The sequence below is a fragment of the Cognataquiflexum nitidum genome (assembly GCF_022538055.1).
Lineage (GTDB): Bacteria > Bacteroidota > Bacteroidia > Cytophagales > Cyclobacteriaceae > Cognataquiflexum > Cognataquiflexum nitidum.
The window spans coordinates 152,489-178,056 of the sequence record NZ_JAKZAM010000005.1 but is presented as its reverse complement, the minus strand read 5'-3'; the positions used below and the strand labels follow the sequence as shown (position 1 = coordinate 178,056).

The window sequence follows — 25,568 nt, the reverse complement described above, 5'->3', positions numbered from 1 at the left end:
CCAAAGTGGCCCGTATTGAAATGTTAAGATCATTTGTTGAAGAAGAACCTGAAAATCCCTTCAATTTATATGCACTTGCTTTGGAATTTATTGAATTTGATCAAGATTCAGCTACTTTTCATTTCAAAAAACTTTTGGAGGAATTCCCTGATTACCTGCCTACTTATTTTCATGCAGCTGCATACTTTGCTGATTTGGGAGACACACATTTCTCCAAAGTGATCTACGAAAAAGGAATACTCTTGGCTGAATCACAAAGGGATGAAAAAGCTACCAAAGAACTTAAAAACAGTTTTCAGAATTTTTTGTTTGAAAACGATCTTTACTGAGTAACCCTGATCACAATTTTGCCCATTTGTTTACCTTCTTTCATCTTTTCAAATGCTTTAACTGAATCATCAAGGTTGAAAATTTGATCGATTATTGGGACAATTTTTTTCTTGCTGACAAAACTCAGCATACCATCAAAATCCTCATCGTTTCCCATGGTACTGCCGATCAATTTGATCTGATTCCAAAATATTCTTCTACTTTCAAAACCCGATGCATTTCCTCTTGTGGCGCCATAAAAAACAATCCTTCCTCCTGGTTTTGTCACCTTAATAAGGTTATTCAACGTATCTCCCATGGCACTGTCCAAAATCAAATCAAAGCCCCCTGTGTCGGCAAGTGCCTTTTCTGCCCAATTTTCTTCTCGGTAATCAAAAGCACCTGAACACCCCAAATTCAAAGCCTTTTGCATTTTTTCTTCGCTGCTACTGCTTATATACACTTGCGCACCTAGACTTAATGCAAACTGAACCCCAAATTGGGCAACACCTCCTCCAAATCCTGTAACCAAAACATTATCTGTGGATTGGATTTCTCCCTGTCTAAACAAAGCCCTATAAGCCGTGACGGCTCCCAAAGGCAAAGCAGCAGCCTCATCCCAATTCAAATGATCGGGTTTAAGGTGAATTCTATCTGACTTGACCTGAATATATTCCCCCAAGGTTCCATGGTCTGGCATGCCAATTATCTTAAAAGTTTTGGACTGCACATATTCATTTTCTCCCCAATCGGAGGCAGGATTGATGATCACTTCCTTTCCCAACCAAGAAGCATCAACTTCTTGGCCCGCTTCCACCACAATTCCTGCAGCGTCAGAACCCAAGATAATGCCATCACGCAAATTGGCATATTTTCCCTGACGACACCACTCATCCCGATGGTTGAGTGCAGCCGATTTTATTTGAATTTTGACTTCATCGGGAGCCAAAGCTTCTAATCTTATGTCCGCAGTTTCTATCCCTTCGGGGAGTGTTCTATTGAGAATTATGGCTTTCAAGTTTCTGTCTTTCCTTAATGGAAATTTTATTGGTAAATAAAAAAAACAAATATCAATTCCTCAATTTAAAATGGGGCAGGTTTACCGCTACCCAATCCTCCCGGAAATGTATCATCCAAGTCCCCACCATTGGCTTTGCTTGATAGCCGGATGGTATTACCTGATTCAAAGGCCTGTCCGGAAGAACCACTTGGAAATTTATGACCATATAGCGGTTCCTGGGCTTTATATGGTATGTTCATTTCGAGGTCGGTAAACTTGGTATATTTTCCGATAAACCTGAGTTTTACCGTGTCCAAAGAACCGTTTCTGTGCTTTGCAATGATAACTTCTCCCACACCGGCTGTAGAATTACCATCTTCATCCTCCGTAATCCCGTAATATTCAGGTCTGTATAAGAACATTACCATATCCGCATCTTGCTCTATCGCTCCCGATTCCCTCAAATCCGATAGCTGAGGACGCTTGTCGCCCCCTCTTGTTTCCACAGCTCTTGACAACTGCGACAAGGCAATCACAGGCACGCTCAGTTCTTTTGCGATTTTCTTCAATGCCCTGGATATACTTGCTATTTCTTGTTCTCTATTTCCTCCTTGTCCACCCGACTTATTATCGCCTGACATCAACTGAAGATAATCTATCACAATCATCTGAATATCATGTTGGGCCTTAAGTTTTCGACATTTTGCCCTGAGTTCCAATATGGAAAGTGCGGGGGTGTCATCTACAAAAAGAGGCGCTTTGGAAAGCTTCCCTGTTTTGTGCACCAACTGCTCCCATTCATATTCAGCAAGATTTCCTTTTTTTATTTTTTCAGAATCAAGTTCAGCTTCTGAGGAAATCAGACGATTGACCAATTGGATAGAGGACATTTCTAAAGAAAATATTGCCACCGGTCGGTTGTGGTCTACAGCCGCATTTCTCAATACCGAAAGAACAAATGCGGTTTTACCCATCGCAGGTCGGGCAGCGATGATCACCAAATCTGATTTTTGCCATCCCGAAGTTACCCTATCCAATGCCGTAAAACCACTTGGAACTCCTGTCAAACCATCCTTTTGGCCTTTTTTAGATTCCAACTCTGTGATCGCTTCTTTGAGAATGGAACGCATATCTGAATAGTTCTTGCGGATATTTTGTTCCGAAATCTGAAAAAGTGATTGTTCCATTTTATCCAATAGCTCAAAAACATCCGTCGTGTCTTCGAATGCTTCCCTTTGGACCTCCGAGGCAATACTGATAATGTCCCTTTTCATGGATTGTTCAGTCACAATCCTGGCATGGTATTCAATATTGGCAGCTGAGGATACCCTTGAGGTCAGTTCAGTTATGAAAAAAGCCCCTCCTGCCATTTCCAACTGTCCCTTTTTTCGGAGCTGGTTGGTGACCGTAAGTAAATCTATCGGTTGGCTATCTGAAAAAAGATCAAGTATGGCAGAGAAAATTACTTTATGTGATTCTTTATAAAAACTTTCAGGCTTCAAGATATCAACCACAGCAGTCAAAGCGTCCTTTTCCAGCATCAAAGCACCCAATACAGCCTCTTCCAAATCTGTTGCCTGAGGAGGTAATTTTCCCATTCCTGAAGTAAGTCCCAGCTCCGGTTTTCTTCTGTTTGTGATCCTGTCTTTTCCTGTAGGTTTATTGTCTGCCATAACAACAAAAGTAAATGCTTTGGCTTTATGTTTTTGAACAATTTATACACTTGTTATCAACACCTTTTATAACGTACACATAATCAGTTTATTAGCTAAGACAAGCTTGTATAATGACAATTTTTTTTCAAAGGCACTGATTCTGATTGAAAAAACACATCGCTTTCAATCTTAAAAATTAATCCTGTTTATACCCACTCAAAATAACACTATTTGTTACTTTTGGAACTTGCAGAAAGTCTATGTCAAAGAAATATCATTTTATAGCTATTGGAGGTGCAGTCATGCACAATCTGGCACTTTCCATGGTTGCCAAAGGATATGAGGTCTCAGGTTCAGATGATGAAATCTATGAACCATCAAGAAGCAGATTGGAAAAAGCGGGGATCTTACCAAAAGAAAAAGGTTGGTTTGCCTCCAAAATCACAGCTGACCTAGATGGAATTATCCTTGGCATGCATGCAAGGATAGACAATCCGGAGCTACAAAAAGCCAAAGATTTGAATATTCCGATTTATTCTTTTCCTGAATTTATATACGAGCAAAGTAAGGATAAAAAAAGGGTGGTCATATCGGGAAGTCATGGCAAGACCACCATTACATCCATGATCCTGCATGTCCTGCAATACCATGGATGGGATTTCGATTACTTAGTAGGCGCGCAGATTGAGGGATTTGACCTGATGGTCAAACTTTCGGATGCACCAATCATAATCATCGAGGGAGATGAATACCTGACTTCTCCCTTGGACAGGAGGCCCAAGTTTTTCCATTACCACCATGACATTCTGCTTATGAGTGGTATTGCTTGGGATCACTTTAATGTTTTTCCAACTTTCGAAAACTACAAAGAACAATTTGAGATTTTGGCCAATTTGACGCCAAACGGAGGGACCTTTATCTATTGTCAAGAAGATGAACATGTCAATGCTTTGGGATTAAAATGTGATCCTGCTAGGATCAACCTGATTCCATACAAAGCACACCCTTATAAAATCCGAGAAGGAAAGACTTTGCTTGTAACTGAAGAAAATGAGGTGGAAATAAACATTTTCGGTGAACACAACCTCCAAAACCTACAGGGTGCGCTTCAGATTTGCGAGTCCCTTGGCCTGACAAAAGCAGAGTTTTATGAAGCCATTCCTGAATTTAAGGGAGCGGCAAAAAGACAGGAAATATTAGCAAAATCAGAAACATCCATTCTTTTTAGAGATTTTGCACACGCCCCTTCCAAATTGAAAGCTACAGTAAATGCAGTCAAGAATCAGTTTCCTGAAAGGAAATTGATAGCTGTACAAGAGTTACATACCTACAGTTCATTGAATAAGGAGTTTGTGGACAATTATGCCCACACCTTTGACCTAGCTGATATCGCCGTTATTTATTTAAATCCAAAAGCTGTATCTTTGAAGAAGCTTGAACTGATGGATGAAAAAAGACTCCAACAGGCTTTCAAAAGAAAAGACCTCCTACTTTTCACGGAAATTGAAAAACTGAAACATTTTCTTGAATCACAGATCTACCTATCTACCAACCTTTTATTGATGAGTTCTGGCAACTATGACGACATGGACTTATCTTTTCTGAAATCAAAAATTAACCAAATCCAATCCTAATGAATCTTAACCTAAAAACACCAATTGCATTTTTTGACCTTGAGTCCACAGGCATTAATATTTCTACAGATAGGATTGTTGAAATTTCCATTCTGAAAGTTCACCCAAACGGGAGGCAGGAAACTAAAACCTCTCTGATCAACCCTACCATTCCCATTCCTGCAGAAAGTTCAGCCATTCATGGTATTTATGATAAAGATGTAAGAGACTCTCCTACCTTCAAATCTCTTTCCAGAGAGTTGCACCAATTTCTTGAAGGGGCTGATTTGGCAGGCTTCAATGTGCTAAAATTTGATATTCCCCTTTTGGTAGAAGAATTCCTTAGATCGGGGATTGATTTTGACATTGATAAAAGAAATATCCTTGATTCTCAGAAGATTTTTCACTTGATGGAAAAGAGAAATCTTTCTGCAGCCTATAAGTTTTATTGCGGCAAAACCCTTGAAAATGCCCATAGTGCTGAGGCTGACACAATTGCTTCCTACGAAGTTTTCAAAGCCCAAATGGAAAAATATGAAGGGGACGAAGCCGAAGATTTGCAAGGCAATAAATTGGGGGTCTTCCAAAACGACATGAGGAAAATCCATAACCTGCTCAACGAAAAAATGGTTGACCTTGCAGGCAGATTTATTTTCAATGAAAACGGAGAGGAATGTTTCAATTTTGGTAAACACAAAGGGAAAACCATAGAAAATGTTCTCAAAGAAGAACCTTCCTATTATGATTGGATGATGAAAGGCGATTTTCCTTTGGATACAAAAAGAAAATTTACCCAAGTCAAATTGAGAAGTTTCAATCAGAGGTAATTATTGGTTAATTGGTTAACAAAAAATGCAGCCTGAAATTCATCAGGCTGCATTTTTTGTTTTATAGGAAAGTACCAATTATTTTTTACTTTTTTCATAATATTCCAAAGCAATTGGCATCTGTTTATTCAACTCATCAATTCTTCTCTTCGGTCCCGGGTGTGTGGAAAGAAACTCGGGAGGAGCTTCACCTGAACCTGCTTTCTCCATTCTTTCCCAAAATGCCGGAGCCACCCTTGGGTCATATCCTGCCAAAGCCATGAAATTCAAGCCCAATTGGTCGGCTTCTAATTCATGTTTTCTACTGAAACTTAGCATTTTCAATTCGCCACCTACACCAAACGCCTGAAGCATGAGGTTCTGGGTCAATGTTGGATTTTGTCCCATAGCAGCCTGTGCTGTCCCAAGAAGTCCATTCATCAGCATTCCATTTGACATCCTTTCCCTTCCGTGGCTTGCAATGGCATGGGCAACCTCATGGCCCATTACAACGGCAATTCCTGCTTCATCTTGGCAGACCGGAATGATTCCTGTATAAAAAGCTACTTTTCCTCCGGGCATACACCAAGCATTGACGATTGCCTCTTGGATTAAGTTAAATTCCCATTGGAATCCCTGAAGTTCTTTTTCAAAACCATTGGCCTTCATATATACCTCTACGGCAGAAGCGATACGCTTACCTACTTTAACTACCATTTGACCATCTGCGGTGTTGGTAATTACCTTTGCCTCTTTCAAAACTTTATCGTATTCTACGAAAGCCATTGGAAGTAATTCAGCATTGTCAACCAAGACAAGCTGACTCCTTCCACTCATCGGAACCTGGGCACAGGAATAAACAAATATCCCTAACACAATAAAAAACGCTATCTTCTTAAACATACATTCTGATTTTAATTCAAAATTGACCAAAAAAGATGCCACATCAAAAACGGTATCTCAATTTTTTGCTTAATTTGAATCTAATTAATTCTAAAACCATGACCCCTGAAGCAAAAAAACATATTGACAGAATGAGCAATCCATTTATTTTCTGGTGGGCAATGTTGTTCAAATTACCTTCAGCGGTCTTTTGGAGATTAAAAATCAAGGATTTGTCCCTGGAAAAATGTACAGTAACCATCCCCTATTTTTGGAGAAGCCAAAACCCATTTAAATCTATTTATTTTGCAGCAATGGCCGGTGCTGCAGAATTGAGTACAGGCGCACTGTGTCAGGTGGGTATGGCCGGCAAAGGTAGCTTCAGCATGCTAGTAGTGGATTTTAGAGCAGAATACCACAAAAAGGCAAACCAAAAAGTGTCTTTTACCTGTAATCAAGGTCGTGAATTGGAAAGTTTGGTAGATGCTTTGAAAACCGGGGAAAGCAATACAATAACCATGATATCAACGGGAACCAATCCCCATGGAGAAATGGTGGCCAGATTTTATGTCAAATGGTCTATTAAAAAGAGATTATAAAAAAAACTTTGGCCAAGTATTAAGAAATTCAATATTTCAAAATATTGAAGGATGCAACTGATTTTTTATATTTATAGTATAAATGATTAAAAAAGCCTATCGATTCAACTTTTACAAATAAGTCCTGGTTCAGAGAAAACAAATATCTTTCATAAGCTAAAATTCTTGTTTTGTTATCGGGAATCCAGGCACCAATTGAAAAGTCGGTTTATTTCCAAATAGGAAGATAAGATAATTGCCTAAATGCTAGTTTAAGTTCATAAAGACCGCTTCCATCGGGAGTGGTTTTTTTATTCTTCTTTTCTTTTGTGCAGGGCACGGCTATCCAAAAATTCAATCAGTAATTTTTCCACTCTTTCCCATTCCATCCCCACAAATTGATGGTCGATGTTTTGAAGGTTAAACTCAATAATCAAGCCATCAAGGTCTTTGTCCGTCAGGTTATATTCGTATTTCAAGGCTGCCATTACGGAATCAGACTGTATGAGTTTTAGGTAATCCTCCTGACTTGCCAAAAATGCCAACTTTCTGGCATATTGCCTTTTTTGTCTTTCACTTTTCATAAAATAAGATATAGGACCATCCAAAGTCAGTCCTGGTTGAAGTGAAGGATTATTAGCCAATCCGGCATAAATCTTTCCGGGTCCTGCAGGCCTGTCTGAGAGGCCTCTCATTGTGGATTGATTGCCAGCTTTAAATGGGATAATATAGCTATCCCCATACAAGTCAAATCTTGGTAAAGTCCTGGCATCCAAATAAATGTCTGTCAGAATGTGTTTCTCTTTCCCTGCGATCAGAATTTTGGGAATATAGTATGCTTTTGGAATTAAAATGGTGTCTCCTTCTTTGGCTTTTACCCTAAAATATCCCCTTTCATTGGTCAGGCTACTGTCCTTGTTATGAAGGTTAATGACCCATACTTTATCCAAAAAACCTTTGTCCAATCCATCAAGCACATTCCCTGTAAGAACTTGGGAAAAAACTTTGATCTGGGCAGAGGCAATGAAAATAAAGAGAGCGAGCAGGTATTTTTTCACAGTCCGAATTTAATTCCAGACTGGCAGTTTGAAAAATCCAAATGGTTAAAAGATATTAATCCTGCATATTTCTTAATGGGTCCTCTGTTTTTAAAAGAAAATCCGTTCCTAAAAACTCATTATTTTCTGTTCTGAACCAAGAACGTTCTGAAGGAATATTCATTTCCCCCACAATAACTTGCTCTTTGAGGTAAATGATTTCTCCTATCTTTTTTTCTTCGTCTTTATAAAATTTGTAAGCCATTAGCGCGTAAGTATTGGGATGAAAGTAAAAATACCAAACGTCCTTTTCATAGGGTACACGGACCACAAAGAATTCTATTCCATTCAAATCTTCCACTTTGTATTCGTTGTCAATCTCTGTTCCTTTGTCTTTTAATTTCATTGGCAATCCCCAAAGGTACCCATAATAATTGCGGAGCATCAAGGCCCTTTCACAGTCTTTACTTCCCTGTTCCGAGCCGATGCAGTTCTCACCATCTACCTCAAAAACAAGGTTTTCGTTGCTGTTGATATACTTAAAATAATTCGCCGGAAGATCTATCTTTACGGTATACTGTCTTGATGGCTTACCGGGACGGGAATCTGCAAAATAAAAAACCCTGTTCAATTCTTGCCATTGTCCCTTTGGATCATGGTATTCGATGGATTTTTGAATTAACTTAATTCCCGTTAGCTTTGAGTCACAAGATCCAAAGCAAAATACGAGGATAAATACTAATGATAAGGAGAGATGGTGAAAGTTCTTCATTTTCTTTTAGGCTGTCAGCAAAATCCCAAACTAGTTACAAAAAAGATTTCAAAGTACCTTATTTCATCAATACCAACCCATGCTTGAATTCAAATTGACAAGATTTGCTCCCACACCAAGTGGGTTTCTCCATATCGGAAATATCTATTCATTTATCATCACCCATCATTTGGCTAAAAAACACGGAGCGAAGGTTTTACTGAGAATTGATGACCTTGACCGTGAAAGGTATAAGCCCAGGTTTGTTCAGGATATTTTTGATTCACTTGATTTTTTGGAAATCCCATACGACCTAGGCCCGAGAGATCTGACGGATTTTGAACAGCACCATGCCCAAATCCACCGCTTGCCTTTGTACAACCAAGCACTTGAGGAATTGAGGAATAAAAAGGTCCTGTTTGCCTGTGACTGCAGCCGCAAGAAAATCGAAAAAATGAACCCAAAGGGATATTATACAGGGTTTTGCTTGAGAAGAAACCTGCCTTTTGATCAAACTGAGATCACTTGGAGAATCAAAGCAAAAATGCACATGGATGTCCCATTCAAAGAGCTTAATCTTGGAATCGTAAATGGAAAACTTCCCGGCATCCTGACGGATTTTGTTGTCAGAAAGAAAGATACCATGCCTTCCTATCAATTGACATCTCTCGTAGATGACATCCATTATGGCGTGGATCTCATCGTCCGGGGCAAGGACCTGTGGGGTTCCACGATTGCACAAGTATATCTGTCCAAATTTCTACCAGAGAATAACTTTGCCGGAAACACCTTTTATCATCACCCCCTTATCCAAGGTCCAAACAGCCAAAAGCTTTCAAAATCTTCAGATGTGACTTCCATCCAATTGCTTAGAAAAACAGGCAAGAAAAAAGAAGAAATTTTCGGGATGATAGCTGAAGCTATCGGGCTAGAACAAAGACCAAAAAATCTGGAGGAATTTGGTGGTTTGCTTATTCCAAGTCCGTCAATAGATAAACTCTTTTAGGACGGTCATCAGAAATTCTTCTTCACTACGACCTGGATATCTGTGATTTGGTGTGGTTTTTTTTGAATTTCTTGAAACTAAAATAATCGAAAATCTTAATAAAAGGAATCATCTTTCACCGCTATTTGTTATTGAAAGATGATTCTTGACTACTTTATAAGCGAGAAAATCAAATTCATCGATACTGTCATTCATTGGTAGCAGCTGATATTCCGATTTTGCCGATTAGGCTTAAAATCTACCAGAATTAGAAATCTAAGGTTTCCATATTGTCTTTTCCCAAGGCACAGGAAATGACAAATGCCAAATTAGGTTCCAAGGGTCAGGTTTCAGATTTCGAAGCCAGTTTAATCATAAATAATGTTATTGTATAGGCTTAATCTTCATTGGCTAAAAATCTAAGTTTAAAAAAGCCAGCTTATTTAATTATTTAAAGCAGATTTTTAGTATATGAATTTGAACTTATTGAAAGAGAGAATATCAATATTTACAATCTTTTTCCAAAATTGAACATAAGTTAATTCTTAGGAATTAACTGCCTCTATCCAATAAAGATGTGAAAATCATCTCACAATAATTCGCATTTGATTTTTAATACCAATGCATTCAAATTATCCAAAAAAAACCTGAGCAAACCTGACCACCAATTTGGAGGCCGGGTTTACCCAGGTTTTTGTTTAACCTATTTTCCCAATGTTCGGGTTTTTACCGAGTGTTAACCATCATTCAAAGATCAGGTGAACACGCTGTGGAGCAAGGTATTTATCATAGTCCAAAATCAGGATGTACATCCCGGCCTGGGTCACAGGTCCGGAGAAATCCAGAAGGATGGTTTTACCTTCACCGATCTCAGCCTGCCCATCGGTAAGTTTCACTCCATTGATGCTGTATAGGACATACTTCACCATTCCCTCATTAAACCTACTATCTACAATGCTCACTCTGCCATCCTGAATAGGATTAGGGAAGGCTTTCAGTGTATGGGGAGCTTGAACTTCTTTTGTATTCGGGCTTTCTTTCTCCATCACCTCACCTGCAGGTTCATCTGTGTTGCCTTCTTCATTTGCTGTCCTAAATGCATTTTTAACAATAGAGAAGGTAATCGTACTGAGCGGTCCTGCTGTCCCTCTCCTCTTGGATCTAGAATAGGCCATTGCTGTCAGGGTATAATTACCGGCAGGGAGTGTACGGCCATTGTAATTGCCGTTATTGTCTCCGAATAGCGCATACGGTACGACATTTTCAGTTACAGTACGGTTTACAGGACCCGAGATCGTGAAGTAAACACTTCCGACAACCGATGGATTGGTGTTTGCCCTGATATTGAGGAGCAGCCCCTGTACCTGATCTTGGCTGATCTGAAGACCATTTGTCAGTGTTAGGATATCCTTATTCGTCCTTGCATTGACCAAAGTAAAGCTTTCGATGCTTAAAGATGGGTTACTTTGGGAGACTGTCACCAAAGTTGTGGAAGAGAAATTACCATCCAGTGTCGTGGCAGTGACCGTGGTAACTCCCGGACTGAGAGCTGTCACTAAACCCCTTTCACTTACTGAAGCCACAGCCGGGTCGGAAGTAGCCCATACCACAGCCTTGTTGGTCGCATTTGAAGGCAAGACCGTTGCTGTCACCTGCAGGGTTTTTCCTACAATAAGTGAAGAGGTCGAAGGTGTAGTGGTTATACCCGTCACTGAAACAGGTGTAGGTACAATGGAGAACTGTATAGAAGAAACCTTACCCGCTGTCCCTCTCCTCCTGGATATCGAATAAGCCATTGCTGTCAGGGTATAATTACCGACAGGGAGTGTACGGCCATTGTAATTGCCGTTGTTGTCTCCGAATAGTGCATACGGTACGACATTTTCAGTTACAGTACGGTTTACAGGACCCGAGATCGTGAAGTAAACACTTCCGACTACCGATGGATTGGTGTTTGCCCTGATATTGAGGAGCAGTCCCTGTACCTGATCTTGGCTGATCTGAAGACCGTTTGTCAGTGTTAGAATATCCTTATTCGTCCTTGCATTGACCAAAGTAAAACTTGTGATGGCCAACGTAGCTTCACTTTGAATCACAGTTAGCGTTCCGTTAACTAGCTCGATATCGTAATTGTCGTCTGAGCCGCCGGTTAGCGTGATTGGATAAGTACCCACATTCGAAGTCTGAGTCGCAGTCGTGTTGATGCTTGGTTCAGTAGCCACTTTCGTATCGCCGTTTAGCAAACCTGCATAGCTGAAGGTCAGCGTTGGATTGGCTTCTCCGAATGCCCTCTGCTTGTCATCGGCGGTAATGGTCACCTTCGCTTTGCCTACGGTCAGTGTACCGGCTTTCAGCTCGATGTCATAATTGTCGTCTGATCCGCCGGTTAGCGTGATTGGATAAGTACCCACATTCGAAGTCTGAGTCGCAGTCGTATTGATGCTTGGTTCAGTAGCCACTTTCGTATCGCCGTTTACCAAACCTGCATAGCTGAAGGTCAGCGTTGGATTGGCTTCTCCGAATGCCCTCTGCTTGTCATCGGCGGTAATGGTCACCTTCGCTTTGCCTACGGTCAGTGTACCGGCTTTCAGCTCGATGTCATAATTGTCGTCTGATCCGCCGGTTAGCGTGATTGGATAAGTACCCACATTCGAAGTCTGAGTCGCAGTCGTATTGATGCTTGGTTCAGTAGCCACTTTCGTATCGCCGTTTACCAAACCTGCATAGCTGAAGGTCAGCGTTGGATTCTCCTCACCATAGATCTTCTGCTTGTCATCGGCAGTAATGGTAAGGGCTTTGGCTGTAATAATACCAGTAAACTGATCGTCTGTCGGAGCCAAATACTTTTCTGCATCCCTGCCAGATAGCGTATAAGTAACTGTGATGGTTTTATCCGTTCCCGCATTTGCATCTGCATAGGTCGCAGTGGCAGTTACGGTTACCTCATCACCAGGAATCAGTCCCGAAAGCAAACCTGCTGTTGACAGGGCGGTATTGGTTCGGTCGTATTCCTTGCTCAGCGTCACCTCCGGTGCACTGATGCTCAACTGAATCTTTCCTTTCGGAATTACCGGCCCTACTTTCTCACTGTAACTCCATTCTCCAAAGGCTTTGCCATCATTTGGCCTTACTCCAAATCGGATGTATTGATTCACCTCTGACAGTGTCAACGTAAATTCTGTGCCGATTGCGCCTGAAATCTGAGTCCAACTATCCTCCAATCCGGTAGCGGACTGGAACCAAGCCAACTCGGTACCCGATTCGGAATCTCCGTCCACATCCTGATAAGTATAAGTTCCCGTCAGCTTTTCTTCAACAATCGCTGTTCCTGTGGTCGCCACCTCTTTCGCCTCGGGCAGATCTTCTGTGCCCTCCACAATTATATTGACCTCAATGGCATTAACGCCGACAGAAGAGTTGATAGCATCCTCGTTGAGATCGGTATAATACTTCTTCTCAGTGTCGAAGGTCCAAGCTGTGCCTCCGGCTGAATTGATCTCCGGAGCTACTGTGGCTCCCGACCCGTCCACCGGATGGACTTTCAGGCCTATTGGACTGCCAAAGTAGTTAGGTACAGGAACAAACCTGATAAAGGCCTCCAAATCCAACAGCAATGCATTATCCCTTGACACCGCTCCGATCGGATACCAAACTTGTGCATCCAGATCCGTGGAGTACTCCCAAACCCCTTCCGTATCGGCATCAGCGATGTTTTCACTGATGGCAATTCCGGTCATGGAGTTTCCTCCAACCTGATCCTGGTCTTCAAACAGGCTCAACAAATCAAGGGTATTTTCACCGTTGAACCCTACTCCAAGCATGTCATCTCCCGGATTCTCATCCGTGGACGAAGCAGATGCTTCATCCTCAAATTCTACCAATCCCCTCAGATAGGCTATCCCTCCCTCAGGAGATATGAATGAAGGGGAATCATTGTCATCTTCAACTGTGATAAATAACTGCTGTCTATCGATGGTGCCATTGCTGGCAAAGGCATTCACAATGAGTTCATACACATTGTCCTGATCTGCATCCGAAGGATTCTCAAAATCAGGGGCAGTTTTGAACCTTAGCTCACCTGTGTTCTCATCGATTTCAAAAAGCAACTCATCTGCGCCCATTTCAATCCCAAAGGTGAAGGTGCTAGACTCCTCGTCGGAAGCTTCTACGGTAGTAACGACAAGCTGATTTTCTTTGATAGAAATTTCCGCTTCTTCTTCTCCACCGTTACTCGAAATCATCGGATAAGTGGTGATCAGACCCGGGTCTTTCAACACACCATTGGAGGGATCCAGATCATATATCCCATTGTCAGAGATGCTGAATGATAAGGACCTCTTGTTGGCCAAAGTGGAAATACCTCCACTCATTAAGTTGGTCCAGACTGTCTGTCCGGTCGCTTGCTTGAAATATCCCGTCAAAGCAGAAGTTTTATCCACAAAGACAGACAGCGTGATAGCTTGCCCGGATTGCAAACCGCTTAGGGTAAATTTGGTCACCCCAAAAGGCAATCGGGAAGATACACTTCGTGCCAAGCCCGCAGGTCTCTTTTCAGAGGTTACTTCACTGAAGATATAGGGTCCAACAGGTGTAGCCAAGGTCACAAACTGTTCTGTATTGCGAATGCCCAGCTCGGCACTCTTGAAAGAGACCACATGGGCCTGCAGGTAATCCGGAATTCCGTCACCATTTCCATCACCCAATCCGGTACCTGTCGCACTGGGCACCTGTTGCTCGGTGATATTGTCTATCCCGTCTCCATCTGTATCCGGATCATCTTCATCAGGAATGCCATCACCGTCAAGGTCGTTAATTGCTTCCTTGATTTCTCCTGTAGTGATGATATCGGATTCTGGAGCCAAATAATTGGCTATAGCTGCTCCATCAAGAGTATAGCTCACCGTGATCGTCTTGTCCATACCTACCTGACTGTCTTCATAGGCAGCATTGCCCTTGACGGTCACATCTTCCCCTACAAGTACTCCTGTCACCGTACCCAAGGATACGATCGCGGCGGTGGTATTTCCATCAAACACCTTGCTCGTAATCACGGTCGGTTCCGTGATAGTAAGCTGAATCTTCTTTATTTCTCCGTTTGTAACTACATAGACAGGAGGAGCGATATAGTCTGCCGCGTCCGTACCGGTCAGTTCGTAGCTTACCGTGATCTTTTTACCTGTGCCGGACTGTGCATTTTCATATACTGCCGCAGCTGTCACTTTCACGTCTGCACCATCAGCCAACCCAATTAGGTTTCCGGCCTGAACTGCGGCACTTGCTGTACCGTCATAGTCCTTAGACAAGGTCAGTTGTGGTTCAGTGATCAGCAACTGTATAGGACCTGTAGCAAAGATCTCCCCTTGATTGGTCACAAATTCCTGTAGCGTAGTCTGATAATTCAGCGTATCCGAACCGGAAAGCGAGTAATTCACCGTAATCGTCTTGCCCGTGCCTACTGAAGCATTGTCATAAAGGGCACTTGCTGTAACTGTTACATTGTCTCCTTCAACCAAACCGAGCAAGCTTCCTGCTTCGACAGCTGCATTTCGGGTTCCGTCATAGGCCTTTCTCAAGACTAGGGTAGGATCGGTTACGGTTAAAGCCTTCCGGGTAATTTCCCCGTCAGTAAAGGTCTCTCCATCAGGAGCCGAATAATTGCCTGAAGCAGGGCCTTCCAGTGCATAGCTCAGGTTGATAGTTTTGTTCTTTCCGGCAAACTTGTCTACGTATTGCGCACTTGGTTTCACATTCACCACATCCTGATTCGCTATGCCCGATACCCAACCCACGCTGACTGCTGCTGCTGTGGTACCATCGTAAGCCTTTACCTTTGTCACCGTAGTACCATTAAATGTCAGTGCTTTGGCAGAAATCTGACCCTGTCCGGTAAGCTGGGCATCAATCGTATAGTTGGCTGCATCCGCTCCGCTCAGCGTGATTCCATCCACCCTATAATTCTGTGATCCTGCGGAAGCACCAGAATAAAGCGCTGATCCGAAGGAAAGTGTCACCACATCATCGGTGAGTACTCCAGATGGCTCGACTCTTACACCGACCATATCACGGGTACCATCGTATTCCTTCGAATCTCCGGCAGCAAGCGGCGCCTGAAGCGCACTCGGAGTCACCTCCAGCGTTCCAAGCACTTTCAGCGAGGTCACATTCGATGAAAGCTGTTCATCTTTAAACCCTATTGTATAGCTACCTGCCTTGAGTGTACCTGAAGTGCTACTTTGTGGATTGAGGACTTCCAAGGTAAAGGAAGAAGATTCAAAACTATCCAATACCCCTACGGAAATGCCGGTGATCGTCGCAGAGGAGATCAGATCCACCAGTTGCTCATTGGTGGAGCTAAAGTACCCCGCACTGCTGATGGTATAAACAGGATCCTCTGAGTAAGTAGTCTTGGCAGATTCCAACTTTACCAATAAGGCATCTGCCGGAAGGATAGAAAAATCTCCGTCTACATACGTAATTTCATAATTATCAGAGGTAAAGCCTGAGCCTCTGAGCACGGCAATAAATTCCCCAACTGCATTTTCGGCAGGATTACACCTTGCGATTGTCAAACTTCCTCCCAAGTCTTCCTCAGACTCGCCATTTACAAAACCTGTCAGGGTTGCTCCATTAAATGCTGTTGGATCTGTTTGTCCTATAAATTTAGCGTCCGCCTTCACCTTGACGAGCAGTGGTGCTTTGGTAATTTCTCCAAGTACTTCCTCATCCACCGGCGGAAGGTAATTCCCGGCATCCGGACCATTCAAAGAGTAGCTTACCGTAATGGTTTTGCTGGTACCTGCCGTGTCATTGTCATAAGCCGCAGTGGCAATCAAACTCACCGTTTCTCCGTCTAATACACCGGACAGTGTGCCTGCGGTTACAGAAGCCTTAGTCAATCCATCATATACCTTGCCGGTCATCACTGTAGCCGCAGTAGCCGTCAACTGGACTTTGGTAATCTCCCCATCAGTATATTCTTCATCTATAGGTTTGAGGTATTTGCCTGCATCTGCACCGCCCAGGGTATAGACTACCCGGATGGTTTTGCCTGTACCTGCCAGTGCGTTGTCATACGTGGCCACAGCCGATACGGTCACCACATCGCCATTAGCGACACCGGAGAGTGTCCCTGCAGTGATTGCCGCAGTAGTAGTGCCATCATAAACCTTGGTTTTGGTCAGAGTAGGTGTACTGATCGTCAGCTGCGTCTCTGTCGGCAGCTCATCATAGATCGCAAATGGCGACAGACTGCCGATATAAGCTTTGTAGATCAAAATTCTACTGCTCAGATCCACCGTGGTTTTTGAAGCATCCAGCTTCGTCCAGGCTCCATTTTCGTAGTGGTAGAGTGCAGGACTTTTTACGCCTGTATCCTCAGCCGCCGTCCAGCTAAACTCCAGATCAATCCCTGAACCGCCTACAGAGTTGGCTTCATTACTGATATCCCAGGTACGTTTGATTCTTGCATTTGGAATTGCATTCCCTGTGGTGCCCTGATCCAGCACTTCGGTAGCCAAGCCTACGCTAAACTCAAAAGATTGACCTGCTTTATTCGTAATAGACACCGGAGTGTAGTTTTGATTACCTATAGGATATAGTGCCTTCACACTTGTTTTGATCAAGATCTTCAATCTACCCTGACCCGTTATCTGTACAAAATTGGAAGCAGAACGGCCTGCAAAGCCAGAAGCCGTCAAAGAGTTATTGGCTAAGACTACTTTTTTATCACTTCCATTGAAATCGATGGTACCCGCAATCAAGTCATCATCCACTTCGAGGTCGTTTGCCGCTGTAGGGCTGAATTTCACGTCTGCTCCTGAGGCAGGACGGCTGTTGCCTTTCCAGTTACCATCAGAAGTCCAGTTTCTGCTGCCAGTTCCTTCCCAGAGGATCTCATTGGTAGGCGGTGCCAAAGCACGGGTAACTACGACCGTGTAGGTCTTTATTGTTTGGTTCGTCTCGGTGACGACCCAAGTGAAAGTATTCGGTCCAAAATTGAGCGGATAGGCTCCTGACTGAGCAGCGTTGTTGACAGCTGCACTGTTGAGTGTGAGTACAGCGGTGGTATTGACAGCGGTCGGGGTAAACCGGATGCTCTCCACCGTAGCAGGTACTTGCACCTGATAGTTGAAAATCGAACCCGAAAAGGTAGGGCTTAGACTTCCCTCAGATAGCTGCAGATTTTGAAGGCCATCCGTAGGTCCCGAGGTGACCTGAATACGGATAGTGTAGCTGGATGATCCGCCGGCATTTTTGCCGGTCACCACGTAATCAGTAGCTGAGGACAGCGCAGTCGGGGTACCTGAAATACTACCGTCTGCATTCAGGATCAAGCCAGCAGGGAGTGCAGGAGAAACAGACCAGGTTGGCATCTCTATCTTTCGAATCCTATGATTTGATTGATCCGCCACATAAATATTCCCGATAAAATCCAAGGCAATATCTCTTGGCGATGAAAATCGTGCTGCAGAGCCAAATCCGTCTGCAAATCCCGTTGTAGATCCTGCCAGTGTACTGACCCCTCCCGCAGGAGTTATTTTGCGGATCCGATGATTTCCCACATCTGCTACATACACATTGCCCAAAGCATCCAAGGCAACTCCAGTAGGACTACTAAATTGCGCTGCTGTACCCTGACCGTCTGAAAATCCCCGTGTAGATCCTGCCAGCGTACTGACCAGTCCCTCAGGGGTTATTTTCCGGATCCGATTATTTAAAAAATCTGCTACATACACATTACCCAAGGTATCCAATGAAACTCCGAAAGGTGTATTAAATTGCGCTGCTGTACCCTGACCGTCTGAAAATCCCGCTGTAGACCCTGCCAGCGTACTGACCACTCCCGCAGGGGTTATTTTCCGGATCCTATGATTGTTCTGATCTGCTACATACACATTACCCGAAGCATCCAAGGCAACTCCAACGGGTCTACGAAATTGCGCTGCCGTACCCTGACCGTCTTGAGCTCCCCCCCGAGCAGAAGATCCTGCCAGTGTACTGACCTGGCCCGCAGGGGTTATTTTCCGGATACGGCTATTACCCGCATCTGCTACATACACATTACCCAAAATATCCAATGAAACTCCACCGGGCTGATTAAATTGCGCTGCTGTACCCTGACCGTCTGCAAATCCATCAGAAGATCCTGCCAGTGTACTGACCCCTCCCTCAGGAGTTATTTTGCGGATCCGATGATTTTCCACATCTGCTACATACACATTTCCTGAAGCATCCACCGCTAAACTAATAGGACCTTGAAATTGAGCAGCAGAGCCAATTCCGTTTGCAAATCCAGAAGTAGATCCTGCTAGTGTGCTGACAATTATCTGGTTACCCGGTGGAACAGCTCCGCCCGTATTGTTTGGACTCAGGGGAGTCATGACCTGATTCAATGGCAGGATTAGGCTTGGGGTGTAGCTGATCGCAGGCGGAGTCACGGGCTTTAGCACGTTCAAGGTGTACGTCTTGCTGCTACGCTGATCTGCACTTGTCACTTTGATGCTAATCAGATTAGCCCCTTCTACTAATGTGATCGAAGGAGAAGCCGTACCTGAAGCGAGGGTACTAAACGAGCCCTCTCCTGATTTCCACTCGATGGTAGATCCTGTTAAAAATTCGGTGGCTGTAAACGCAATCTCGCTCAAAGCCGCATCAGCCCTGACGGAATAGCTTAGCACATCCGGATTAAAAGCCGGAGTAAGCGTACCGGCCGAGACTGTCAGATCAGAAAGACCGATTTCAAAAACTCCCAGTTTAAAGGTAAATGAACCCGATCCTGCACTATTCACTGCGGTGAGGGTATATTCTATTTCCGGACTTAGTGCAGTAGGTGTTCCTATGATAATGCCGTCCGGACCGAGCGTCAATCCTGCCGGAAGTGAAGGCGAGATAGACCAGCCCAATGAGATTTTCCGGATACGGTGATTAGCCCAATCTGCTACATACACATTACCCAAAGCATCCAAGGCAATCCCTCTGGGTGTATTAAATCGCGCTGCTGTAACCTGACCGTTTGCAATTCCCTGTGTAGATCCTGCCAGTGTACTGACCAGTCCCTCAGGAGTTATTTTCCGGATCCGATGATTTAAATTATCTCCTACATACACATTACCCAAGGCATCCAAGGCAACTCCGTGAGGTTGAGTAAATTGCGCTGCTGGACCCTGACCGTCTGCAAATCCCACTGTAGATCCTGCCAGTGTACTGACCAGTCCCTCTGGGGTTATTTTTCGGATCCGATGATTGATTTGATCACTTACATACACATTACCTAAAGCATCCAAGGCAACTCCTTGAGGACTACGAAATTGCGCTGCTGTACCCTGACCGTCTGCAAATCCCGATGTAGATCCTGCCAGTGTACTGACAAATCCCTCAGGGGTTATTTTTCGGATCCGATGGATGGTTCGATCAGCCACATACAGATTTCCTAATGCATCTGAAACCACACTCGCAGGATTCTGCAATCGAGCTGCAGAGCCAGGTCCGTCTGTATCTCCAAAAAAAATTCCTCCTGCCACCGTACTGACCCCTCCCGCAGGGGTTATTTTCCGGATCCGATTATTTAAAAAATCTGCTACGTACACATTACCAAAAGCATCCAAGGCAACTCCAGTAGGACTACTAAATTGCGCTGCTGCACCCTGACCGTCTGCAAATCCCGCTGCAGATCCTGCCAGTGTACTGACCAGTCCCTGAGGAGTTATTTTCCGGATCCTATTATTGTTCTGATCTGCTACATACACATTACCCAAAGCATCCAAGGCAACTCCAACGGGTGCATTAAATTGCGCTGCTGTACCCTGACCGTCTGCAAATCCCATTGTAGATCCTGCCAGCGTGGTCACTCCTAGAAAACCCTCAGGAACTCTACCTCCCGAGTTGGTGACGGAAAGATTTACCGCTTGGTCTTTTCCAACCGTATAGCTGGACTTGGCATATCGGATAATTGGTGGCGATAAAAGCGTGGTGAAGACGAATTCTTCCCCATAGCCTACACCAAGTGAGTTCTCTGCATAGGCACGGACATAGTAGGTGGTCAAATCCTCGAGTCCCGTGATCGCCGACACCAACGTATTCTGAGAAATATCTTGTTCGGTTTTACCCAAGGCATTTTCCAAGGTCAGCCCCGCACTTGTTCCCCAGATCAGCCCCTGCTTGGTCACAGGGAAATTCCCGTCAAAGCTTCGGATCAAACCTGATTCGGCGGAGTTGGAGGTGATCTTTTCGACTTTTTGTGTGGTCAGTTCGGGTACACTTCCTACCCGCAGTTTTGTATCGGTCAAATAGCTGCCCTTATCATTCTGCGCTCTTACCTGCAGCTGCGTTTCACCATAGCCATGACCTATCGCAAGTCCGTCGATTGCATGGATGTCATTGAATCCCCCTGTTCTAGACCTGAACGCATGCTTCCAAGTGGATTTGTCAGCATCTGAGTAGGCTTTCGGCAAGGGAATCTTGTTGAATACCAAGACATCTCCCACATAAACGGAGGCTGAATCCTTGAATACTCTCAAGCTGACCTCGACGGACTTTCCTCTCCAGGAATTATCCGCACTGTAGGCAATCAATCCGGTTTGACCTACCGTGTTGGTCTGTGCTTTACCTGCACCATAGTACAGGCGGATTCCCCCCGAGAAGGTATTGAAAGAAAGGGAAAGACCCGAACCGGTACCGATTTCGGCATTTGGACTTGTAGCTGCCGCATTTGCATCAGCCGCAAAACTATAACTCAAGCCATCAGCGCCTCCTGTGGTCTTGCCGGTGATCATCTGGAAATCCACTCCGAGCTCTCCGGCATTTTTGCCTGATGCAGGTATAGTAATCCCTCCTTTTTGGTTGTTGACAGGTGGGGTAAAACGGAGTACTCCCCCGGCAATAGCCGCATTATCCACCAAGGTGGGGGTGATGGTTCCGTTTTCTCCGACAAACGCTACTCCCGATTCAAAATCAGAGCGGTAATGCGTGGACAAGGAGATTTCTGTCGGCGTTCCTGAAAATCCTCCAGTTACCGGATCAAAAAGTATCCCTTTGGGAAGATTTCCGGTCAGTTCGTAGCCATTCAGGTTGATCTTTCGGATACGATGCGCTCCAAACTCGGCCACGTATAGGTTGCCAAGATCATCCAAGGCCAAGCCTCCAGGGTTATTGAAACGGGCACTATTTCCGATTCCATCCTCATTGCCTGAAGCAGAAATCATCGAACCAGCTAGGGAACTTACCTCTCCCGTCGGAGTGATTCTACGGATTCGGTGATTGTTGGCATCTGCTACAAAGAGATTGCCCGCCCTGTCTATTTCCAGGTGATAGGGATCGTTGAAGTTGGCGCTGCTGCCTAAGCCATCAATTCCGTTGGCACCTCCACCGGCTACAGTGGATATGACGCCGTCTGTTAGTTTGCGGACACGGTCCTCTTCCTTGGAAGAGAAGTAAATTTCTCCGTTTGGACCAACAGCAATACCGGTAGGCTGATTCATCCTTGCGGTAGTTAAAGCGGGACCATCCACCAATCCGGCAGTTCCATTACCTGCAAGTGTCTCTACTCTCCAGGTGGCCAAAGTCCTTCCGGGTACCCAGTTGGATGTGGTACTGGACAGTCCAAAGTTTTTCAATTCGCCGTTTAGTCCACTGGTAGCTGTCTTATTGGTCAGGGAGGTGATTACTGTATTTGACCCATCGGCTACTCCCTGGTTGAAGTCATAAGCTGCGATAAGGCCAGATTCGTTCCCGTTTACAGGAGCGAGCATCGATTGACGGATGGCGTTTTCGCCAAGTGCCTGATTCCAAATGCGGACTTCGTCTATTGACCCATGCCACAGTCGGTTGGTCTGCTGTAGGTTTTGACCGATCGACACATTAAAATCAGAATTGCTGATGGTGGTACTTGCAAAAGAGGTCGTGTTTTCCAAAACTCCATCCACAAAAAGCCGGATATTGGTCCCATCAAAAGTTGCAGCCACGTGATGCCATTTGCCGTCATTCACGTTCAGGTTGCCCGTCACTACACGGACACCGCCAGCAGTACTCACCGCAAATTCCAGGCGGTTACCGTTATTTTCTCTGGAGAGTCTCCAGGAATTGTCTCCCTTGGCCACGATGGTCTGCCAAGCCCTAGTAAAGGAAGAAACCCGCACCCAAGCCTCTACCGTCATGGCTGTGGTAAAGTCAAATCTGCTTTCGTTTGAAATTTCTACCAGATCATTTACCCCATCGAAGTTCAAGGCATTTCCTCCAGCTGGTAAAGCGGAATTGTTCAAAACCTTTCTGATCCGGTGGTTAAATTGATCGGTCACGACCAAGTTGCCTTGAGGATCTACTGCAAGGGCAGATGGCTGATTGAAAGAAGCCAGACTTCCATCGGCCAAGTTGTCCCGGAAGGCATCAGTACCGGTACCGGCAAGGGTGGTCACCGCACCGGTGGTCAGATCCAGCATCCGTATCCGATGATTGAGACGATCGGCGATGTATAAAAATTTGTCTGTGGGATCCAGGGCCAGGGCTGTTGGATTACGGAAACGTGCCGCTGCACCGATCCCATCCGTAAAGTTAGCCTGACCGGCAGTACCTGCCAAGGTGGTCACTTCACCCGCCGGAGTCATTTTTCGGATGGTATGATTATCCATATCGGCGATATAGACATTGCCCTGCTGATCGGCCACCATTCCAAAGGGACGGTTAAACCTTGCAGCTGCTCCTGTGCCGTTTACATTGCCTGTGGTGCCGTTGCCTGCTAGGGTTTCTGTTTTTCTGTATGGACCAGCCGGGACGGTACTACCAATAGACTGCGGTATCAATGCAGATAACTCAGTCCCGATTTTAAATACAGGGATAGCAGGATAGGAAATCACCGGACCTGAAGTCGCTGCATCGCCGGTGGTTAAGCTGCCTGGCAAAGTATATACTATTCCCTCTGCATTTCGTGCAAATGCCCTGACTGCATAAACAGTCTTACTTTCGAGTTCAGAGACTATTTGAGAAAATTCACCTATTGAAACTCCCGAATTAAGGATCGTGACTCCTAAACCCTCCAACTGAGAGTCTGGATTAACCGACATGGGACTCAGCACAAATCCTAAAGCAGTGACCGCTCCACCACCTCCGTTGTGGATGATTGTTGCGGTGAGCTTGGCGCCACTTACACCAAGATCCGGGAAGGATAAATTTTGAATCAGCGGCTTTTCAGCTTCATTGGTAACTGTTACCCTCAGAGCTAATTGACTTGTTTTTGGTGAATCAGAATTGTCGGTAGCCTTCAGCACCAATTCGTAACTGTTGTCCTTATTTTGATCTTTTGGATCTTCAAAGTCCGGTGCGGTCTTGAAGCTCAACTTCTTTGTTGTTGGATTGAACTCAAAAAGTCCTGCATCGGGGCCCTGAAGGATAAAACTTAAGGTCTGTCCCTGATCAGGATCAGATACCAGAATATCCAAAACAGCCGAAGTATTTTCAACCACCGAAAGATTCAGTATTCCATCGGTTAATTGATGGGTAAATGAAGGAGCTGTATTCGTGGAAAAGAAGGTCGGTTTACTATAGAATACCTGACCATCGGAAGTTTTGGCATAGCCTTTTACGACATAGACCTTATTTGGTGAAAGGCCACTCAGCGAGCCCTCAAAATTTCCTGTAGCTGTGGAGGCATCCACGATTTTTTCAATTCCACTCGTCTCCAGAAGTGGATTTTGTGAAATGAGCGTATCGATGAAAATCAAGCCTTTCTCACTCACCACCAAATCTCCCGGATCACCCAAACTAGCGGATACTTTTGCGGTGGTATTGGTAAGTATAGCTATGGGATCGACAGCTAAAGGAGGGCCTGGATAAACCCCAGTCATCGCTTGATACGAAATATCACTTAGATTCAATGGTTGCTCAGCAACTGCAACGAAGCTACCCCGACTAGCAGACCCTCCCCAAGCAACTGAACTCCAAGATAGGTCGGCAGAGGCACCAGACGTCCAAGTGATCCCATCCGGTGAAGTCATCACACGGTTACCAGTGCCTGACTTGGCAACTGCAACGAACAACTCCCGACCTGCAGGGCCTCCCCAAGTCACTGAAGACCAATTATTATCACTGGCAGAGGTTCGGGTGGTCCAAGTAATCCCATCCGGTGAAGTCATCACTCGGTTACCACTGCCAATATTGGATACTGCAACAAACAACTCCTGACCAGCAGGGCCTCCCCAGGTCACAGAAGGCCAATTAAAACCTCTAGGAGATAACCGGAGATTCCAAGTGATGCCATCCGGTGAGGTCATCACATCACTCGTAGCAAAATCCGAAACCGCGACAAACAATTTCTGACCAGCAGGTCCTCCCCAAGTCACAGAGGACCAATAATTTTCGGGAGTGTTTCGGGTTGTCCAGTTAATACCATCCGGTGAGGTCATCGCTTGTTTAAGGAAACCATTCCTACCAACCGCAACAAAGACCTCATTACCCGCAGGGCCTCCCCAAGTCACAGAAGACCAAGTAGCAGCGTCTGGAGAGTCCTGGGGGATCCAAGTAATGCCATCCGGTGAGGTAATCACCACCGTCGAACTAAATGAATTGGACACTGCGACAAACAACTCAGCACCAACAGGGCCTCCCCAAGTCACGGAAGTCCAATTATTGTTAACGCCAGCGTTTCGGGGAGTCCAGATGATTCCATCTGGTGAAGTCAATACCATATTTTGACCAACAGCAACGAACAGCTCCTGACCAGCAGGCCCTCCCCAAGTAATTGATCGGAGAATAGTTCCTGTACTCTGACTAATTTCACGAGCTGTCCATTCCAAAGGAGATTCATCCTGAGCTTGGGTAGGAGTCGCAAACAAACTGATCCATAAGGATAAGAAAACCAACAGGTAGGAACCGGGCTTTCTAAAAAATGAATGGGGTGGTTTTGCTCCAAAGAACTTGAAATTTTGGGTGTCGGGCTTTTTCATACTTTTATACATATTATTTT

General features: G+C 44.7%; 11 protein-coding genes. 5 read left to right on the top strand and 6 right to left on the bottom strand.

The genetic code is table 11. The features are described 5' to 3' along the window. Positions 1–20 precede the first annotated feature (20 nt). On the top strand, positions 21–329 hold the full coding sequence (locus MMU07_RS05155; RefSeq protein ID WP_241124769.1) for a tetratricopeptide repeat protein: 309 nt from the start codon (positions 21–23) through the stop codon (positions 327–329). Here MMU07_RS05155 and MMU07_RS05150 read toward each other — a convergent pair. Together MMU07_RS05150 and dnaB are read right to left on the bottom strand one after the other, a co-directional pair. Further along, positions 323–1,327 carry a quinone oxidoreductase family protein gene (locus MMU07_RS05150; RefSeq protein WP_241124768.1) on the bottom strand — a complete coding sequence of 335 codons (1,005 nt, stop codon included), beginning with the start codon at positions 1,325–1,327 and terminating at the stop codon, positions 323–325. The genes MMU07_RS05155 and MMU07_RS05150 overlap by 7 nt on opposite strands. 65 nt (positions 1,328–1,392) lie before the next feature. Then, positions 1,393–2,982, bottom strand: coding sequence for a replicative DNA helicase (gene dnaB, locus MMU07_RS05145; protein ID WP_241124767.1), 1,590 nt, complete (start codon positions 2,980–2,982; stop codon positions 1,393–1,395). 242 nt (positions 2,983–3,224) lie between these two features. On the opposite strand from dnaB, the gene MMU07_RS05140 reads away from it, so the two are divergent. Beyond that, on the top strand, positions 3,225–4,598 hold the full coding sequence (locus MMU07_RS05140) for a UDP-N-acetylmuramate--L-alanine ligase (RefSeq protein WP_241124766.1): 1,374 nt from the start codon (positions 3,225–3,227) through the stop codon (positions 4,596–4,598). Beyond that, positions 4,598–5,404, top strand: a complete 807-nt coding sequence (locus MMU07_RS05135; protein WP_241124765.1) for a 3'-5' exonuclease — start codon at positions 4,598–4,600, stop codon at positions 5,402–5,404. Before MMU07_RS05140 ends, MMU07_RS05135 begins: the two co-directional genes overlap by 1 nt. A gap of 78 nt (positions 5,405–5,482) precedes the next feature. On the opposite strand, the gene MMU07_RS05130 is transcribed toward MMU07_RS05135, so the two are convergent. After that, positions 5,483–6,286: a M48 family metallopeptidase gene (locus MMU07_RS05130; protein WP_241124764.1), complete on the bottom strand. Its 804-nt coding sequence runs from the start codon at positions 6,284–6,286 to the stop codon at positions 5,483–5,485. 98 nt (positions 6,287–6,384) lie between these two features. Here MMU07_RS05130 and MMU07_RS05125 point away from each other — a divergent pair, with 98 nt between their 5' ends. After that, positions 6,385–6,864, top strand: a complete 480-nt coding sequence (locus MMU07_RS05125) for a DUF4442 domain-containing protein (RefSeq protein ID WP_241124763.1) — start codon at positions 6,385–6,387, stop codon at positions 6,862–6,864. Between the two features lie 290 nt (positions 6,865–7,154). Here the strand turns inward: MMU07_RS05125 and MMU07_RS05120 are convergent, their stop codons facing one another. Beyond that, on the bottom strand, positions 7,155–7,901 hold the full coding sequence (locus MMU07_RS05120) for a hypothetical protein (RefSeq protein WP_241124762.1): 747 nt from the start codon (positions 7,899–7,901) through the stop codon (positions 7,155–7,157). Between the two features lie 55 nt (positions 7,902–7,956). After that, a complete protein-coding gene (locus MMU07_RS05115) occupies positions 7,957–8,652 on the bottom strand; it encodes a DUF6503 family protein (protein ID WP_241124761.1) in 696 nt (231 codons plus the stop codon). Positions 8,653–8,731: 79 nt separating this feature from the next. Here MMU07_RS05115 and MMU07_RS05110 point away from each other — a divergent pair, with 79 nt between their 5' ends. After that, the gene (locus tag MMU07_RS05110; protein ID WP_241124760.1) at positions 8,732–9,637 is read left to right on the top strand and encodes a glutamate--tRNA ligase family protein; all 906 of its coding nucleotides are present in this window, start codon (positions 8,732–8,734) and stop codon (positions 9,635–9,637) included. Between the two features lie 722 nt (positions 9,638–10,359). Here MMU07_RS05110 and MMU07_RS05105 read toward each other — a convergent pair. Continuing rightward, entirely contained in the window at positions 10,360–25,548 is a 15,189-nt protein-coding gene (locus MMU07_RS05105) for a YDG domain-containing protein (RefSeq protein WP_241124759.1), read from the bottom strand. Positions 25,549–25,568: the final 20 nt, after the last annotated feature.

Excerpts from the sequence above, each read along its gene's own strand:
- MMU07_RS05105 (WP_241124759.1), bottom strand. The coding sequence starts at position 25,548 with ATGAAAAAGCCCGACACCCAAAATTTCAAGTTCTTTGGAGCAAAACCA.
- dnaB (WP_241124767.1), bottom strand. The coding sequence starts at position 2,982 with ATGGCAGACAATAAACCTACAGGAAAAGACAGGATCACAAACAGAAGA.
- MMU07_RS05155 (WP_241124769.1), top strand. The coding sequence starts at position 21 with ATGTTAAGATCATTTGTTGAAGAAGAACCTGAAAATCCCTTCAATTTA.
- MMU07_RS05110 (WP_241124760.1), top strand. The coding sequence starts at position 8,732 with ATGCTTGAATTCAAATTGACAAGATTTGCTCCCACACCAAGTGGGTTT.
- MMU07_RS05130 (WP_241124764.1), bottom strand. The coding sequence starts at position 6,286 with ATGTTTAAGAAGATAGCGTTTTTTATTGTGTTAGGGATATTTGTTTAT.
- MMU07_RS05125 (WP_241124763.1), top strand. The coding sequence starts at position 6,385 with ATGACCCCTGAAGCAAAAAAACATATTGACAGAATGAGCAATCCATTT.
- MMU07_RS05115 (WP_241124761.1), bottom strand. The coding sequence starts at position 8,652 with ATGAAGAACTTTCACCATCTCTCCTTATCATTAGTATTTATCCTCGTA.
- MMU07_RS05140 (WP_241124766.1), top strand. The coding sequence starts at position 3,225 with ATGTCAAAGAAATATCATTTTATAGCTATTGGAGGTGCAGTCATGCAC.
- MMU07_RS05135 (WP_241124765.1), top strand. The coding sequence starts at position 4,598 with ATGAATCTTAACCTAAAAACACCAATTGCATTTTTTGACCTTGAGTCC.